We start from the raw sequence: 16,201 nt of genomic DNA, 5'->3' as shown, positions 1-16,201 counted from the left end.
ATCGGGCGGCTATAAAAGCCTTGGTTTTTTGGATATAATAACAAAAATGAATAATAAATAAAGTAGGATGAATCATGCAATTTATTGAGACACGAGGCAATGACGGACAAAAACCTCAAAGTGTATCTTTTTCAGAAGCGATACTGAGTCCAAGTGCAAGTTTTGGCGGACTGTATGTTCCAAGTGCGCTTCCAAATTTGGATAAAGATTTTTTAGAAAGCCATCTTTTGAGCCATTATAAGGTGTTGGCATTGGATTTTTTACAAAAGTTTGGCATCGATATAGAAAAAGAAGTAATGCAAGAAGCGCTCAAGAGATATGATGCGTTTGATAATGCTTTCAATCCTGTGCCTTTATCCCAGATAGAAGAAGACTGTTTTGTTGCAGAACTCTATCATGGACCCACAAGAGCATTTAAAGATATGGCGCTGCAACCTTTTGGATATATTTTAAGCAAATTGGCGCAACAAAAAAATGAAAATTATTTGATCATGGCTGCAACCAGCGGTGATACAGGTCCCGCTACACTTGAAACGTTTAAAAACCAAGCCAATATTAAAGTGGCATGTCTCTATCCTGAAGGGGGGACTTCGGATGTGCAAAGACTTCAGATGGTGACCGAAGACGGCAAAAATCTAAAAGTGATAGGCGTCAAAGGTGATTTTGATGATACGCAAAATACACTTAAGTCGCTTCTTGCTTCTGAAGATTTTAAAAATGAATTAAAACATCATAATATTAAACTTTCTGCGGCGAATTCAGTTAACTTCGGACGTATTATTTTTCAAATTATTTATCATATTCATTCTTATTTGGAACTGGTTCGCCAGGAAAAGATTCATATGGGAGAAAAAATCTATCTTGTGGTTCCAAGCGGGAATTTTGGAAATGCATTGGGAGCTTATTATGCAAAAAAAGCAGGTTTACCTATCGAAAAGATACTTATTTCTTCCAATATCAACAATATTCTTACAGATTGGATTACCAAAGGAGTTTATGATCTGACCGTCAGAACACTTGTTCGTACAGAATCGCCGGCAATGGATATTTTAAAAAGTTCAAATGTGGAGCGTATAATGTTTGATAAATTTGGCGCCAAACGGACTAAAGAGCTTATGGAGAGCTTGGAAAAAGAGGGCAAATACCAATTGACTCAAAATGAACTTGAGAAATTAAGAGAAGATTTTGATGCTTCTTTTTCTGATGATGCGACATGCGAAGCAGTCATAGGAAACTATGCCCAAAAAGGTTATATTATGGATCCGCATACAGCAACGTGTATAGGCGCATACGAAAAGCTTCGTGATAAAAAACTTAAAACAGTGGTCTATTCTACTGCTGAATGGACAAAGTTTAGTCCGACTGTTTCAAAGGCACTCGGAAATGAGCTTAAGAGCGATATTGAGGCGCTCAAATGGGTAAGCGGACATGCCAATGCGACTGTTCCTTCTGCCATTAATGCGTTATTTAAAAAACCGATCATTCATACGGTCGTGGTAGAAAAAGAATCTATTAAAAGAGAGATGTTGGACTTTTTGTAGTCTAATATGATACTATATTTTAGATGATTAAAAAATATTTTTTTCTTTTTGTGCTGTTTTGGATAGGATGGGAAAATGCATCAGCAGCCCGTATTGTAGATTGCACAATCGCAACAAAAGGTACGAAGGAGTGTAATCCTTACACTCAGAGAATGATTCGCATAAAAGAAATAAAATATGATTTAAATCGCAATAAACTGATTGTCACCAAAACACTTCCTTCTCCGGAACAAAAATCTCATACCAGAGTAATTACTATTGATGAGATGGCTGAAAAATATGTAAAAATTGAAGATTCGCTGCGTTTTAAAGGGACAAGAAGAGTCCATTTGTCAGATCTTTTTCAGCCAGAAGAAGAGTGCAAAGCCGAGCAAAATATTTCTCAAGAAAATAAGCAAGAGAGAACACAAAGCACGGCAAAAAAAGAAGAAAGCAGTTTAAAGTATGGAGAATATACTGTCATTCAAGGCGATACGCTTGGCGATATTGCAAAAAAATTCGAATTTACACTTCAAGAGCTTTCTGGCCTAAACGGATTGGGAGATAAAGATGCAATCAAAGTAGGGCAAAAACTTCAAATTCCGCTTTCGCAAAACATGATAGATACAATAGTATCGGGAGAATACCGGATTCAAGCCGGAGATACGCTAATTTCGATAGCAAATAAATTCAATTTTTCACCTAAGGAATTGAGCCGATTTAACGATATTAAAACAACTGCCGCCCTCAGAACAGGCAAAATCTTACAGCTTCCTTTTCCTTATATTGTTGCGCAATTAGAAGCAAAACAAAAAAAAGAAGCAGCAATAAAAGCAAAAGAAAAAAGAGAAAAGACTCTCCGTGAGTTTGGAAAAAACAGACTTCGGGTGACAGCAACAGCCTATACCTCGCATGCTTCACAGACAGACAAAACGCCTTTTGTTGCTGCATGGGGAAACCGTATCGGCCCCGGTATGAAAATCATTGCAGTATCAAGAGATCTACTGTCTAGATACGGATTGAGCTATGGCTCAAAAGTAAAAGTAGGGGGATTGGCCGGTTTTTATACTGTAGGGGACAAGATGAACAAGCGGTTTCGAAAGCGTATTGACATTTATATGGGGGTAGATAAAAGGCGCGCTTTGCAATGGGGAAGAAGGAGTGTTGTGCTTCACTGGTAATCCTCGTGAAACAAAAATGTTTTACAGGGATTCTAAAATTTCCAAGATTTCAAAATATCTTTCGCTTTTTTCTTCGTATTCTTTTTCTAGAGCAGCCAGTTCTTTGCCGATAATAGTTACTCCTTTTTCTTGGTAGCATGCAGGATCTTGGAGGCATTTATTGAGCAGCTCTATCTTGTGTTCCAGGGCTTCGATAATATCGGGCAGCATGTCAAAATCCCTTTGTTCTTTATAGCTGAGTTTGGTTTTTTGTTTTTCTTTTTGGGCATTGTCTTGAGACAAGAAAGAGATAGGCTTCATCTCTTTTTCAAGACTTTGAAGTTCTTTGAGTTCTTTTTCTATGTCTAAGTACTCAGTGTAAGATTGATAAGATTCCTCTATGACACCGTTGCCTTTAAAAATAAAAAGTTTAGAAGCAATTTTGTCTATAAAATAACGGTCATGTGAGACAAAGAGAATGGCTCCGGGAAAATTAATCAGTTTTTCTTCTAAGACATTGATAGTTTGAATGTCTAAGTCGTTCGTCGGTTCATCTAGAATCAAACAATCTACTTTCTTGGTTAGCAGCAAAGCCAAGGCGACACGGTTTTTCTCTCCGCCGCTTAATGTGCCGATCTTTTTGTCTAAAAATTCTTTGGGAAAAAGAAAACTTTTCATGTACCCATACACATGCAGATTGCTTCCTTGTACCTCTACTCTGTCTCCGCCGTCAGGACAAAAAGTTTCAATAAGCGTTTTGCTGTCATCAAGCATTTCTCTGTGCTGGTCGAAATAGCCTATAGAAAAATCACCCTGTTTTATCACCCCGCTATCCGGTTTTAGTTTACCAAGCATAAGTTTAAGCAGTGTAGATTTTCCGGCACCGTTGATGCCGACGATAGCGATTTTATCTTTTTGTAAAATACGTGCAGAGAAGTGTTCTATCAGAATTTTTCCAGGCACAGCATAGCTGATATTTTCAAGTTCAAAGAGCATTTTTTTGCGCGACACACCTTCTTCTTGATTGAAATGTTTTTTTTCCCGTTCAAGCTCGATCATCATTTTGCGTATCAAGGTAGGATTTTCTTTGGCTGCATCACGAAGTTCAAAGACTCGCTTTTTGCGCCCCTGGTTCCGTTTTTCTCTTGCTCTTACGCCTTTGGCAAGCCAGGCTTCTTCTTGCTTAAGCAGTCTAAGCAGATTCTCATGACCTTTTTGCAGGGCATGCATCCGGTCTTCTTTTTGTTCAAGATAACTGATGTAGCCTCCATTATAAGAGATGAGCTTTCTGTTGTCTACTTCTAGGATTCGTGTTGCAATGGTATCAATGAAATGTCTGTCATGAGAGATAAAAAGCAGAGTGAATTTCTCCTTCAGAAGCATTTCTTCAAGAAATTCAACCATATAAACGTCAAGATGGTTTGTGGGCTCATCAAGCAAAAGCACATCCGGTTTTTTAAGTATCAAAGAAGCCAGTGCTACACGGCGCTGTTCTCCTCCGGAAAGTGATACAACAGCCCTGTCTTCATACTCTTTGAGTTTGAATTCCTGCAATACACGCTCAATTTTGTCATCAAGGTTCCAGGCATTGTGATGATCCAAAAAAGCAGAGATGCGTTCATACTCTTTGTGCAGTGCGGTATTTTCAAAATCCAAAGAAAGGATTTCCGTTAGATCGTTAAAGCGTTTTTTTGCCTCTTGCAGTTGTGAAAGTTCATTTTCTATGGCTTTTCTTACGCTTAAATGGGCTTCAAAATGAGGCTGCTGCGAAAGCATTTCGATCTGTATGGTGCTGTTGATGATACATTTGCCTTCACTTGGTTCTTCTTGTTTCATAATGATCTTCATCAGGGTGGATTTTCCGCATCCGTTTTGGCCGACGATGGCGACGCGTTCGCCGGCATTAAGATGAAAATCCACATCATCAAGAAGCAATTTGATGTCATACTGTTTTTTGATGTTAAAAAGATCGATGAGTGCCACATTGGTTCCTTGGATTTAATGGTGAAATTATAGCAAACATAGAAGGTTTTTAAGGCCTGCTAAAGCTCATCTTGATATATTTCAACTAAAATAAAAAAGGTATTTTATATATGCTAGAAACAATTCTTATTATTTATTCCATTTATACATTTATGCGAATTTATATTTCTATAATGCAAATTGGATATATCAATGATGAAAAACGAAAAGCTCCTGTACTTATGTCTGCATCCAAATACAAGATCGCAGCTGATTATGCAGTGGCCAAAGAGAAGCTTTCTTTAGCGGAAATGTTCGTAGATTACTTGATATTTGTGTGGTGGGTGCTTATGGGATTTTCATGGCTGGCATCATTCGTTCAGGTTGAAGGAAATATCCTCCAGTCGGTACTTTTTTTGTTTGGTTTTGTAATAATTAATTATCTGGCAGGACTTCCTTTTGAACTGTATCAAAAATTTAAGATAGATGAAACTTTTGGATTTAACCAAATGACACCCAAGATGTTTATGGCGGATACCTTTAAGTCTTCGTTGATATTTTTTATTTTTGGAGGAGCACTGTTTGCCTTGCTGGCATGGATTATCACATTGAGCACATTATGGTGGCTTTGGGGATTTGTGCTGATTTTTTCTGTTGCGATTTTAGTCAATGTACTTTATCCTACTATCATTGCACCGCTGTTTAACAAATTTAATCCGCTCGAAGAAGGTGAACTCAAGAAGGAGATTATTAAGCTAATGGAGCGGGCAGGACTTAAAAGCGATGGTATTTTTGTTATGGATGCGAGCAAAAGAGACAGTCGTCTGAATGCTTATTTTGGAGGACTTGGCAAAAGCAAGCGTGTCGTGCTTTTTGACACACTTTTAGAAAAACTCAATACCAAAGAGCTTTTGGCTGTATTGGGTCATGAGCTTGGGCATTTTTCCCACGGTGATATTTGGAAAAATATCGGCTTAATGGGCATGCTTTTATTTATCTCTTTTTACCTTTTTGGGCACTTGCCTGATATTCTTTTTACGCAGATGGGAGTTACTCCGCTGCCTGGGGCACAGATCGCCGCATTGATACTGCTTTTGCCTTTGATAAGTTTTGTTTTAACTCCTTTTATGAGCTATGTGAGCCGCCGCAATGAATATGCCGCTGATGTATTTGGTTCAGAAATGGGGGGCAGAGAAAATCTTGTTTCGGCATTGTTAAAATTGATTACAGAAAACAAATCTTTTCCAAAATCGCATCCTCTGGTGATCTTTTTTTACTACACTCATCCTCCTGTACTCCAAAGGCTTAAAGAGTTAGGATATGATGCAAGCAATACAATTATGAAAGAAGAACAATCCATTGAAGCAAAAGATGATACAGGCAAGAAGGGCGGGAATATTTTTGCCTTTATAGACAAGCAGGATAATTGATTATGACCATCAAACAGGGTATATTTTGGGCGCGAGAAGAGTTGATGAGCAGCTGTGAGCGTCCCTTGCTTGAGGCCGAATTACTTTTGTCTTATCATCTTCAAAAAGAGCGGGTTTATTTGCACATGCATGAACATGATAAGATAGAAAACGTCAAAGCCTTCGGGTTGCTTGTTGCAAGGCGAGCGATGCATGAGCCCTATGAATATATCGCAGGAAAGGCAAGCTTTTATGATATTGAGCTTTTTGTGGAGCAGGGCGTGCTTATTCCTCGTCCTGAAACCGAACTTCTTATCGATCATGCTTCCAAGATCATTAAAAAAAAACAAATAACTCGTTTAGTAGAAATAGGAGTTGGTTCCGGGGCTATCTCTATTGTATTGGCACGTAAATTTCCTGAGCTTCAAATTATTGCTACGGACATATGCGATACCCCTCTGAAGGTAGCAGCGCGCAATATTAAACATTTTGGCCTGCAAAAACAGATTACGCTGCTCAAAAGTAATTTGATGGACGAGATAAAAGAAGACATAGAGTTTGTCATCTCCAATCCTCCCTATATTGCAGATAATTTCGCACTTGAGCCCAATGTTGCAAATTATGAGCCCAAAGAGGCACTTTTTGGCGGCAAGGCAGGAGATGAACTTTTAAAGCAGATTGTGGTTGATGCAAGCAATAGGGGCGTTAATTATCTTGCGTGTGAGATGGGATATGATCAAAAATCATCTCTCCAGGTTTTTGCCAATGAAATCGGAGTAAAATATATTGATTTTTATCAGGACCTGTCCGGGTGGGATAGGGGATTTATAATCCATTTTAACAAGGAAAACAATGAACAAATATTTTAAAATCGCGACCATATTGTATTTGACGCTTATGGGTATTGTGCTTGGCGCAGGACTTTTTGCAGGTGTTGTGGTGGCGCCCGTAACGTTTCATACAGAAGTATGGCTGCAAAGTGAAGTACTGAGTCAGTATCAAGAGGGTATTGTTATGACGGAAAACTTTGTGAGACTTTCTTATTTGATAGATATTTTACTGGCAAGTATTTTTTTGTACGAAGGATACAAGTATAAAAAATTTGAAAGAGATAGGCTTACACAAATCGCTGTATTTTTTGTGATAGCTACCGGATTGCTTTTTGGGCATTATTATCTTCCTGATATTGTAGCGATGCAGCTGGCAGGAGAAGAGATGACGCAAACTTCGGTGTTTGTCAATACTCATAAAGGAAGTGAAATTAACTTTAAAATCTTCTCTTTGGCACTTTTGGTATTGATGATAAGAAATATGCAAAAGGCATGTAAATAAATAAAGAGGGTCGCTAAGCAGTGAAAAATAAAATAGTAGAGCATCCTTTTGCGCCGATTGTGTTTAAAAATACGGAGATTTTGATATTGGGTTCGTTCCCCAGTGTTCAGTCATTTGAAAAAAATTTTTATTATGCACATCCCCGTAATCAATTTTGGAAAATACTTGAAGCAATTACAAAATATCCCGTTCTTAACAAAGATCAAAAAATTTGGCTACTTAAAGAGATGAAATTCGGATTGTGGGATATGGTGCAAACATGTCAAAGAAATAACTCGCTTGACAGCAATCTTGAACAAGAAGAGGTAAATGATATTGCTTCATTTTTACAAACCCACCCAAGCATCAAAAAATTAGCTTTTACAGGCAAAAAAGCAGAAAAACTTTTTGAAAAACATTTTTCTAATTTGAAAATAGAGAAAATATATTTGCCTTCACCTTCATCTGCTTATGCCATGATGACATTTGAAGAAAAAATACAGGCATATCGTGAAAAATTATTAAACAAGGCGGATAAAAAATGAAAAATATAAAGATGACATTACGTTTTGATGTTTTATTTTCTATTCAAAAAAAGGTTAGATAATGGCAGTTTGGGCAATTGGAGATATACAAGGGTGCTATGCTTCCTTAAGAACACTGTTGCAAAAGATAGAGTTTAATCCGCAAAATGACAAATTATGGCTGGTTGGCGATCTTGTTAACAGGGGAAAGGAATCCCTGGAAACACTTGAATATCTTTATGATATTCGCCATAGTGTGGAAATTGTTTTAGGAAATCACGACATTGCACTCATCGGAGCCTATTACGGTATCAAAAAATCCAATGCAACACTAGATCCTATATTGGAATCCCCTGAGGCTAAAAAACTGATAGACTGGATCAAGGATCAAAAGTTTTTACATGTTGATTATGAGTTGGGATATTGTATGGCGCATGCGGGGATCTCTCCTGAATTTGATCTGGGCATGGCTATTCGCTATGCGGCACACCTTGAAACAGAACTGCAGAGCGCTAATGCTCATATTTGGTTGGAAAAACTATTGAAAAAGAACACCGGCAGATTTGATAGAAAAGCAGATATTGCTGATATAGACCGTTATTTGATGAGTTCGTTTACACGAATGCGTTTTTGTTTCAATGACCACCGTTTGGATTTTGACCAAAAAGGACCGCCGAGCGAAATGCTCACAAACAAAGGGATGACTCCCTGGTTTCTCTCTTCTTACCGTAAAAAAATAGACTTAAAAATCGTTTTTGGACATTGGTCGGCTTTGGGTTATTATCAAGACGACAATGTATTGGCCTTGGATACGGGATGCATATGGAAAGGAAAACTTACAGCAGCAAGATTGGATATGCCTCAGCCTGACATTGTGCAAGTAGAATGCAAGAATCTTTTGAAGTAGCCAAGGCTCCCCTCAGCAGGCATTTAAAAAAAAAAGTATAGAATTTTATCTTTTCTACAAATATTTTATCGGGATTGCGTGATTGCGCCCGATTTTAGTTTCATAAAGGTTTTTTAATGGACAGCGTTACTTTAGAGAGTTTGCAAAATGAAATTGATAGTTTACGCAGTGAGCTTGCTGCATTTCATTCAAAAAATCATGAAGCCTTAAAAATGTACAAAGAGCTCAAAGAGCTTGAAATCTATCAAGCCGAGATGGTTAAATTGCAAAAGTACATCGAAAAGCAAGGCAAAAAGCTGATTGTTATTTTTGAGGGAAGGGATGCGGCAGGAAAAGGAAGCTTGATCGGTACAGTCTCGCGCTACATGAATCCAAAACACTATCGTATTGTCGCTTTAGGAAAACCCACACAAGAGCAAAAAACACAATGGTACTTTCAAAAATATATTGAACATTTTCCTTCGGCCGCCCAGATCATTCTTTTTGACAGGAGTTGGTACAATCGTGCGATGGTTGAACCCGTATTTGGTTTTTGTACACGCAAAGAGTATGATATTTTTATGAATGATGTTACGGGTTTTGAGCGGTCGTTATCCAGACAAGGAATTGTTTTAATCAAACTCTACCTTAGTGTAAAAAAATCTGTTCAGGCAACACGATTTGAGCAAAGAAGAACAGACCCCCTGAGAAAATGGAAGCTTAGCGAAGTTGATCTTCAGTCTCAGGGATTATGGGATGAATTTAGTAAAATGAAATACCAAATGCTTAAAAAAACAAACCATCTTTACGCGCCATGGCATGTCATTAGATCTAACGACAAACATCAAGCCAGAATAGAAGCTATGAAACTTATTTTAAATCATTTTGATTATGAGCAAAGAAATGAAAGTCTTTCTTTTGTTTATAACGAAAAGATAGTGATTTCTGCCGAAAAAGAGTTAGAAATGATGCAGCATGCGAAACCTGAGTTGTACAGTGCACCATAATCTAATTTTTTATCACTTGAATAATTTTAATAAGTTTTGTACGCTGTTGGAGTATGATGAGTAAGTTTTACTCATCAGCTAAATGTTTCCGATGGTTGAAGATTTTCTCTCTTGTATCATAACCTCCATCTATCTCTGCGTCACTAAAGATAGCATCATAACCCAATGCTAAAAGGCGGTCATCTACTTTTTGTGCATTGAACCCATTTTTCTCGATAAAGGCCACGATACTTTCAATATCTTCATCTTTCACATAATTTGTCTGCATCTCAAACACAATGTCTGAAATTTTCATTCTAATCCTTATTGTAAAAATTTTCGAATAATTATAGTGTAAAAATAATCTTTTTTCTATAATTTTTTTTAAAATTTATGCAAGAATTATTGAATGATATGCCCTACGAATTTAGACATATTGTTTAGGATTTTTTCTCCCTTTCTAAATCCAAGTCCACAGGCTTCATAGGCATAAAAAAGGCCGGCTTGATAGTTTTGATCCATTGTATCTTTTGGAAGTTGCACGTAAGACTGATAGACCATTTTATGGTTGCCGTATTCTCCTTGGTTGGCAGCTATATTTTTTCCATTTTCGTCTAGAATCGTTATACTGCCGCCTTCTCTGCCAAAGACAGGTTTTTTTACCTGTTTTTGATCTTTTAGCGGGGAGAAAGAAGTTTCAAGCAAAAGCGGATGCTCCGGATAGAGATCCCAAAGGACTTTGAGCAGCCCTTTGCTTTGAAATAACAGGGTATAGGCAGGATTAAATATGATAGCTTTTTGATTTTTTATGATATCAGTAAGCAGCATTGCCAAATCAGACTCTTCTAAGGCAATATCTTCCCAGGGAATAAGCTTAAACCACAGTTCGTAGGTTTCACCATTATAAAAAATACCCTCTTCAGAAGAAAATTCTATCTCATCAATATAGGCAAATTCAGTACGATAGCCGGCATCTGTTGCAATATGCTGTAAAAGTCTTACGGTGTTTTCTTCTTCGGCATTGCCTCTGATGGAAGTAAAAAGAAATTTCCAGCCCTCATAGCGCTCTTTGAATGCATCTACGCTCTCTTCAAGCGTAACAAGTCTTTTAAAGTTGTCCAAAAGAGCTTCATAAAGTCCGTTGAACTGGCTTTTTTCTTCCAGGTTGTTTTGCTTAAGTATCGCCCATTGGATAATGGCTGTTTCAAAAAGTGCTGTAGGGGTATCTGCATTGAATTCCAAAAGTTTGATCGGTTTTCCGTCTATGCCCCCTGCAAGATCAAAACGGCCATACAGGTGCCAGTGTATTTCGTTTTCCCAAGAAGTTTTAATAAGTTCTACCAAATTAAAAGGAATTCCTATCTCATGGAAAAGGTTGTGATCTATAACATATTGGGATGCCTGTATAAACATCTCATAAAGCGTATTGCCTGCTTCATAATAAGCCTCAGCTTCAGCTTCAGAGAGCACAACGAGCGTGTCCGCAAGATAGCTTGTTTCATCACCGTCTGTATGCCACACAAAGCCAAGCGACTCAAGATAGTCTTTTTGCAGCGGTTTTACTTTTTGCAAATTTACCATCTTTTACCCGCCAAACGAGGAGGTTCCGCTTCTTGTGGAGCCGCTTTGACTTCCAAAAAAACCGCTTCGAGTACTTTTGGCGCCTGATGCCGATTTGCTAAAACTGTTTGCGCTTCGAGAGTAGGTTGAAGGAGACTTATACCCGGCTTTTCTGTTATTTTGATAGTTTTGGTTTCCAAAAAGTTTACTGCCTATCCAGCTGCCGATAATAGCGCCTGCCGCACTTGCAAGAATTGCTTCGCCCAATCCCATTCCGCCTTGTTGAGACATTTGTGCATCGGGCTGAGTTAGTGCCGAGGTGCCGTTATCTATTTTGGCTGCTTCCTCTTTAATGAGAGCATCCATCTCTTCTTGGGTTAGTACTTGTTCGTTTCCGTCCAGTTTTTTAAGAACAATACGTGTTTCCTCGGCAGGAAATTCATCTTTGATTTTGTATTTGCCCGGAGCTGTTTCTTCTATGATGACAAAAGCTCCCTTGGCTTGCGGTTGTTCTTCCTGGGATTGCGATTCGTTTCCACAACCTGTAACGCCCGCGGCAAGCAAAACCCCAAGCCCGCTAAGCGCGGTAATGTGTGAAAGTTTTTTGATATATTTCATAGCGTATTCCTAGGCAATATTTTTGGGTAATCATAGCAAAAAAAGATTAATAAAGCAGACTTTCAAGGCAGATAGGTTTTGTAATGTATTGAAAAAAAAGAGAGAGGAGAAAACTCTCTTTTTTATAAATTTATTGGGCTGTCAGTCCATCTGTTTTCTGAGAAAAGTCGGGACATCCAAAATATCTTCATTTTCACCATTGTAGCCGCCAACAACCATTTTGTTTGCAGCTCTTAGTGTATGAATGGTGGCTGAAGAAGAGGTGCTGCTGCCAAGAAGTGTCTCTTGGTGTCTCACTGTGGGCTCTGCAATAGCATTTTTATCCTCAAATCCTGTTGCAATAATAGTGATTCTTACTTCATCTATATCCATATCCAGATTGGTGGTCGTTCCAAAGATAACGCTTGCATCTTCATCGGCACTCTCTTCGATAATATTCATCGCTTCGCTGATCTCCATAATCGGATAATCAGGATGAATGTCAAAGTGTACGAGCACACCCATTGCCCCATCGATAGAAATATTATCAAGCAATGGGGATTCTATGGCCGCTTTTGCTGCATCATAGGCTGCATTGGCTCCTGTGCTGTATCCGGCTCCCATCAGCGCAAGTCCTTTATGGCTCATTACTGTTTTTACATCGGCAAAATCAAGATTGATATCGTTTTCACCATGGGATAAAATGACTTTTGAGATACCGCCTACTGCTTGAGAGAGAATATCATCAACCATTCTAAAACTCTCTTTAATGCCCAGATTTTTCTCTACAATCGAGAGAAGTTTTTCATTGGGAACTACAATGATGGAGTCGCTTTCTCTTTTTAGTTCTTCTAAGCCTTCTTTTGCAAGTTTGGTTCTTTTGCGACCTTCAAATTTAAAAGGGCTTGTAACGATAGAAACGGTCAAGGCTCCTACTTCTTTGGCTGCTTGTGCAATAATGGGAGCTGCACCTGTTCCCGTACCGCCTCCAAGGCCTGCGGAAATAAAGACTATATCCGAACCCTGAAGCATTGATTTGATATCTTCAAAGCTTTCAAGCGCTGCCTCTCTTCCTTTGTCCGGGATCATTCCTGCGCCCAATCCTCTTGTAGCATTCATACCAAGCTGTAACTTAAAAGGTGCAACCGATGTTTCCAAAGCCTGCGCATCCGTATTGGCTACGATTAGGTCAATATCACTAATCCCCTCATTGATCATATGGTTAATCATATTGCCGCCACCGCCGCCAACACCGATCGCTTTTATCTTTGCACCGTTTGTGCGACATTTTGTTTCGATAACATTGATGTCAAACTCTTCCATGTTTCTCTCCCTCCTTTTTTTGATGTGATATATTTAAAAAAGCTGCTTTGCCCAGTTGGTCAACTTTCTAAACGGATGACCTTTCTCTTTGTTGACGTCAGGCAAATCTTCAAATATGATTGTGTCTGTGTTTTGAATAGTTTCTGTATCTTTTTGGTTTGGACGTTTCAAGATCGGTTTATTTTTATATGCCTTGCTCTCGACTGCCTGATTGACGGTATTGGTAATTTTAATATCACCTAAGTTGTCTTCATGATCAGTTTTTGAGTGCAGCATTTCTTGTTGAAAATTGATTTCATACGGTGTATGTTTTCCTGCCCTGTAAAGCAAAAGGCCTACCACGGTTGAATAGGCCGGATCCTTAAGTTCTTCAAAAAGCCCATCTACATTTTTAGGATAGGCAACCCTGACTGCCATGCCCGTAAAAATAGCTTGTGCCAATTCTCTGATGCCTTTAAGTTTAGTCATGCCGCCTGTGAGTATAATGCCGGCACTTATCTGTTCTTTAAGCGCGCTTTTTTCAAGCATTTTAGCCAATATCATCAATGTTTCTTCTACACGGGAGAAGATAACGCTGTGTACAATTTCAAGAGAAACACCGTTGCGGTTTTCTTCATCACCTATGATGGGAAGCTCTATGATTTCATTGCTGCTTTCAATGAGATTGCCGTATTGAATTTTGACATTTTCTGCTACCTGCAATGGCGTATGCAATGCCATAGAGAGATCATTGGTGATATGATTTGATCCTACACCCAAAAAGTTGTTATAGCGGATAGAGTTGCCTGTATGGATTACAAGATTACTTGTTTGACCGCCCAGGTCTATTACGGCTATACCAAGTTCTCTCTCATCTATATCCATGGTGGCTATCGCCGAAGCATAACCGCTGAGTACGATTCCGTCTATATCTACTCCGGCAGATCGTACGGCTTTTTTAAGATTTGATAGATTTGATTTTTGGGTCATAATGATGTTGACATCAACTTCCATACGACTGGCATTCATCCCAAAAGGATCTTCTATAAAATCTTGGTCATCTACTCTAAAATTATAAGGAAGGACATGAATGACTTCATATTCATTGGGTACGCTGGCATTGTAGAGTGCTGTTTGTATTACACGGTTAATTTCTTTAATAGAAATATCTTTATGCGGAATATTTACAACACCCGTAGAGTTTAAACTTTTTGCATACGCATTTGAGATGGAAACAATCGCTGAGGCCATATTGCATCCGGCAATACGCTTGGCATCGCCCAAAGCTTTTTTGATAGATTTGGACGCAAGCTCAATATTGGTAATAACGCCTTTTTTTATACCTTGGGACTTGGAAATTCCGTGGCCAAGCACTTGCACTTTGCCCTCTTCAATTTCAGCTATAATCGCACAAATTTTAGTAGAACCAATATCAATAGCTAAAATTGTTTCACTCAATTTGTGAGTCCTCCCATGTAAACTTCTGTTGGATATTTTTTATCTAACATTTTGATAAGATTTGTTTCAAAAATACTCTGCTTTATTTGATTGACACTGTTTTTGACAACTTCTGTTTTGTTAGTGTCTAACGGCAAAATCTTTTGTTCTAAAATGCTATATACCACTATTTTGTCTAATACGTTTATAATACCTTTTTCTTTTGAAGATGTAAAGAGTTTTTCTAAAAATTGTAAACTTTCTTGTGTATTTAGCGGTTTTAAATTGTCATGTGTTTCCAGTGTCACAAAATTTGAAACGGTAGCATTGGCATCTTGGAAATTTTCCAGCACGGTTTGTGCGAGTGATGACAATGCTTCTTTTTGTGCCTGAACCGTATAGGCCGCGACAACTTTTTCTTTGGCTTCCTCATAGGTCATCACTTTGGATTCTGCTATGTTATCTATTTTGACTGTTGCATATCTGTCTCCTACAACTTTTGGCTTTAGAATATCACCGATATTTTTGGTTTGTATTTCACTCCAAAGTTCTGTTGACAATCGAGGATCGTTCAGAGAAAGTGTCATTTTTTCACTGCTTTGAATATCTCCTTTCTTAAATTCAATATAATTTTTTTGAGCAGCCTTTTTGGTTTTGCTTAGCTTAAGGTCTTTAGTTGCGAAATCTTTTGCTTTTTCAAATAAAATAGGTTTGCCTTCAGCGTCAGTATAGTTGAAGCTGTTGGCATGATAATAGGTTTTTATTTCCTCTTCTGTGACATCGGCTGTTGCGCTTGGTGTCCATACGATTGAAAAACTATAGGTTTTTGGCGTCATGTAACTTTCTTTTTGTGTTTCCCAAAAGTTTTTAATTTTTGTTTCATCTAATGTAATATTTACATCATTGGATGTGAGTACTTTATAAGAAAGCTTATCAGCGACGTTCAATGCTCCGCCTACTGTTTCTATTTCCAAAGAAAAGTTAGGTGTTCTAAGCAGGTTAAGCGTTTTGTTGATGGTTATTTCATCTTTCAGCATAGCTTCAAAGACTTTAGCTTTGAGTCTTTGGCTTTTAAGGTAGCCTTCATAGATGGTTTTGTCAAACACACCATCTTTTTGAAATCCTTGAATGGATTGAAGTTTATCAGCTATCTCTTTATCTGAAACAATAACACCAAGATCTTTGGCAAAATTAAGTACTTTTGCTTGTGTTACAAGCGTATCAAAAGCACGTTGAATAAGTCCTAGTTCTTTGGCTTTTTGCTCATCGAGTTTGCCTTGCATCATTTCATTGTATTGATTGTAAATATTTCCGTATGCTACATCAAGTTTTGACCTTGGGATTTCTATCTCTCCTACCTTTGCTACAGCGCTTGCTTTGGTGCCGTAAGTATAGCTTCCCCAGCCTACAAAACCAGCGCCTATAAATGCAATTGTGGCTATCCAAATAGTCCACACGAGATACCTGTTATGTTTTTGCATCCAACTTATCATGCTTTATCTGCCTTCAATCTAAAAATTTGTACAATATTCTAATCAAGTTGTGGT

The 16,201-nt window shown here is 38.2% G+C and carries 15 protein-coding genes; 8 read left to right on the top strand and 7 right to left on the bottom strand.

All coding sequences use genetic code 11. The features are described from left to right. Nucleotides 1-74: 74 nt before the first annotated feature. Together CFH81_03375 and CFH81_03370 are read left to right on the top strand one after the other, a co-directional pair. A complete protein-coding gene (locus CFH81_03375) occupies nt 75-1,541 on the top strand; it encodes a threonine synthase (GenBank protein DAB41346.1) in 1,467 nt (488 codons plus the stop codon). Nucleotides 1,542-1,693: 152 nt separating this feature from the next. Next, entirely contained in the window at nt 1,694-2,701 is a 1,008-nt protein-coding gene (locus CFH81_03370) for a hypothetical protein (GenBank protein ID DAB41434.1), read from the top strand. A gap of 21 nt (nt 2,702-2,722) precedes the next feature. Here CFH81_03370 and CFH81_03365 read toward each other — a convergent pair whose 3' ends face one another. Continuing rightward, nucleotides 2,723-4,663 (bottom strand): ABC transporter ATP-binding protein, encoded by a 1,941-nt coding sequence (locus CFH81_03365; GenBank protein DAB41345.1) that lies wholly within the window; start codon nt 4,661-4,663, stop codon nt 2,723-2,725. A gap of 110 nt (nt 4,664-4,773) precedes the next feature. Here CFH81_03365 and CFH81_03360 point away from each other — a divergent pair, with 110 nt between their 5' ends. From CFH81_03360 to ppk2, 6 genes are all read left to right on the top strand, one after another. Further along, entirely contained in the window at nt 4,774-6,072 is a 1,299-nt protein-coding gene (locus CFH81_03360) for a peptidase M48 (protein ID DAB41344.1), read from the top strand. Nucleotides 6,073-6,074: 2 nt separating this feature from the next. Continuing rightward, complete coding sequence (gene prmC / locus CFH81_03355; protein ID DAB41343.1) at nt 6,075-6,920, top strand: protein-(glutamine-N5) methyltransferase, release factor-specific; 846 nt, start codon at nt 6,075-6,077, stop codon at nt 6,918-6,920. Continuing rightward, nucleotides 6,904-7,383 (top strand): hypothetical protein, encoded by a 480-nt coding sequence (locus tag CFH81_03350; GenBank protein DAB41342.1) that lies wholly within the window; start codon nt 6,904-6,906, stop codon nt 7,381-7,383. The genes prmC and CFH81_03350 overlap by 17 nt, the downstream gene beginning before the upstream one ends. A 20-nt stretch (nt 7,384-7,403) precedes the next feature. Then, nucleotides 7,404-7,907: a DNA-deoxyinosine glycosylase gene (locus tag CFH81_03345; GenBank protein ID DAB41341.1), complete on the top strand. Its 504-nt coding sequence runs from the start codon at nt 7,404-7,406 to the stop codon at nt 7,905-7,907. A 61-nt stretch (nt 7,908-7,968) separates the two neighbouring features. Continuing rightward, a complete protein-coding gene (locus CFH81_03340; protein DAB41340.1) occupies nt 7,969-8,793 on the top strand; it encodes a diadenosine tetraphosphatase in 825 nt (274 codons plus the stop codon). Nucleotides 8,794-9,005: 212 nt separating this feature from the next. Further along, nucleotides 9,006-9,779 (top strand): polyphosphate kinase 2, encoded by a 774-nt coding sequence (gene ppk2 / locus CFH81_03335; protein ID DAB41433.1) that lies wholly within the window; start codon nt 9,006-9,008, stop codon nt 9,777-9,779. A 67-nt stretch (nt 9,780-9,846) separates the two neighbouring features. On the opposite strand, the gene CFH81_03330 is transcribed toward ppk2, so the two are convergent. The 6 genes from CFH81_03330 to CFH81_03305 all read right to left on the bottom strand — a co-directional run bounded on the left by CFH81_03330 (nt 9,847) and on the right by CFH81_03305 (nt 16,147). Then, complete coding sequence (locus CFH81_03330) at nt 9,847-10,074, bottom strand: hypothetical protein (GenBank protein DAB41339.1); 228 nt, start codon at nt 10,072-10,074, stop codon at nt 9,847-9,849. Nucleotides 10,075-10,160: 86 nt separating this feature from the next. Next, nucleotides 10,161-11,339, bottom strand: a complete 1,179-nt coding sequence (locus tag CFH81_03325) for a glutathionylspermidine synthase (protein DAB41338.1) — start codon at nt 11,337-11,339, stop codon at nt 10,161-10,163. A gap of 3 nt (nt 11,340-11,342) precedes the next feature. Then, nucleotides 11,343-11,936, bottom strand: a complete 594-nt coding sequence (locus CFH81_03320; GenBank protein ID DAB41337.1) for a hypothetical protein — start codon at nt 11,934-11,936, stop codon at nt 11,343-11,345. Between the two features lie 141 nt (nt 11,937-12,077). Then, complete coding sequence (locus CFH81_03315; GenBank protein ID DAB41336.1) at nt 12,078-13,238, bottom strand: cell division protein FtsZ; 1,161 nt, start codon at nt 13,236-13,238, stop codon at nt 12,078-12,080. A gap of 33 nt (nt 13,239-13,271) precedes the next feature. After that, the gene (gene ftsA, locus CFH81_03310; protein ID DAB41335.1) at nt 13,272-14,675 is read right to left on the bottom strand and encodes a cell division protein FtsA; all 1,404 of its coding nucleotides are present in this window, start codon (nt 14,673-14,675) and stop codon (nt 13,272-13,274) included. Next, on the bottom strand, nt 14,672-16,147 hold the full coding sequence (locus CFH81_03305) for a hypothetical protein (protein ID DAB41334.1): 1,476 nt from the start codon (nt 16,145-16,147) through the stop codon (nt 14,672-14,674). Before CFH81_03305 ends, ftsA begins: the two co-directional genes overlap by 4 nt. Nucleotides 16,148-16,201 lie beyond the last annotated feature (54 nt).

The organism is Sulfurovum sp. UBA12169 (assembly GCA_002742845.1).
Lineage (GTDB): Bacteria > Campylobacterota > Campylobacteria > Campylobacterales > Sulfurovaceae > Sulfurovum.
This window is presented reverse-complemented; position numbering and strand designations above follow the sequence as displayed.

What these genes read in the sequence shown, in the direction of transcription:
- CFH81_03375 (DAB41346.1), top strand. Translation starts at nt 75, where the DNA reads ATGCAATTTATTGAGACACGAGGCAATGACGGACAAAAACCTCAAAGT.
- CFH81_03370 (DAB41434.1), top strand. Translation starts at nt 1,694, where the DNA reads ATGATTCGCATAAAAGAAATAAAATATGATTTAAATCGCAATAAACTG.
- CFH81_03360 (DAB41344.1), top strand. Translation starts at nt 4,774, where the DNA reads ATGCTAGAAACAATTCTTATTATTTATTCCATTTATACATTTATGCGA.
- prmC (DAB41343.1), top strand. Translation starts at nt 6,075, where the DNA reads ATGACCATCAAACAGGGTATATTTTGGGCGCGAGAAGAGTTGATGAGC.
- CFH81_03350 (DAB41342.1), top strand. Translation starts at nt 6,904, where the DNA reads ATGAACAAATATTTTAAAATCGCGACCATATTGTATTTGACGCTTATG.
- CFH81_03340 (DAB41340.1), top strand. Translation starts at nt 7,969, where the DNA reads ATGGCAGTTTGGGCAATTGGAGATATACAAGGGTGCTATGCTTCCTTA.
- ppk2 (DAB41433.1), top strand. Translation starts at nt 9,006, where the DNA reads ATGTACAAAGAGCTCAAAGAGCTTGAAATCTATCAAGCCGAGATGGTT.
- CFH81_03330 (DAB41339.1), bottom strand. Translation starts at nt 10,074, where the DNA reads ATGAAAATTTCAGACATTGTGTTTGAGATGCAGACAAATTATGTGAAA.
- CFH81_03325 (DAB41338.1), bottom strand. Translation starts at nt 11,339, where the DNA reads ATGGTAAATTTGCAAAAAGTAAAACCGCTGCAAAAAGACTATCTTGAG.
- CFH81_03320 (DAB41337.1), bottom strand. Translation starts at nt 11,936, where the DNA reads ATGAAATATATCAAAAAACTTTCACACATTACCGCGCTTAGCGGGCTT.
- CFH81_03315 (DAB41336.1), bottom strand. Translation starts at nt 13,238, where the DNA reads ATGGAAGAGTTTGACATCAATGTTATCGAAACAAAATGTCGCACAAAC.
- CFH81_03305 (DAB41334.1), bottom strand. Translation starts at nt 16,147, where the DNA reads ATGATAAGTTGGATGCAAAAACATAACAGGTATCTCGTGTGGACTATT.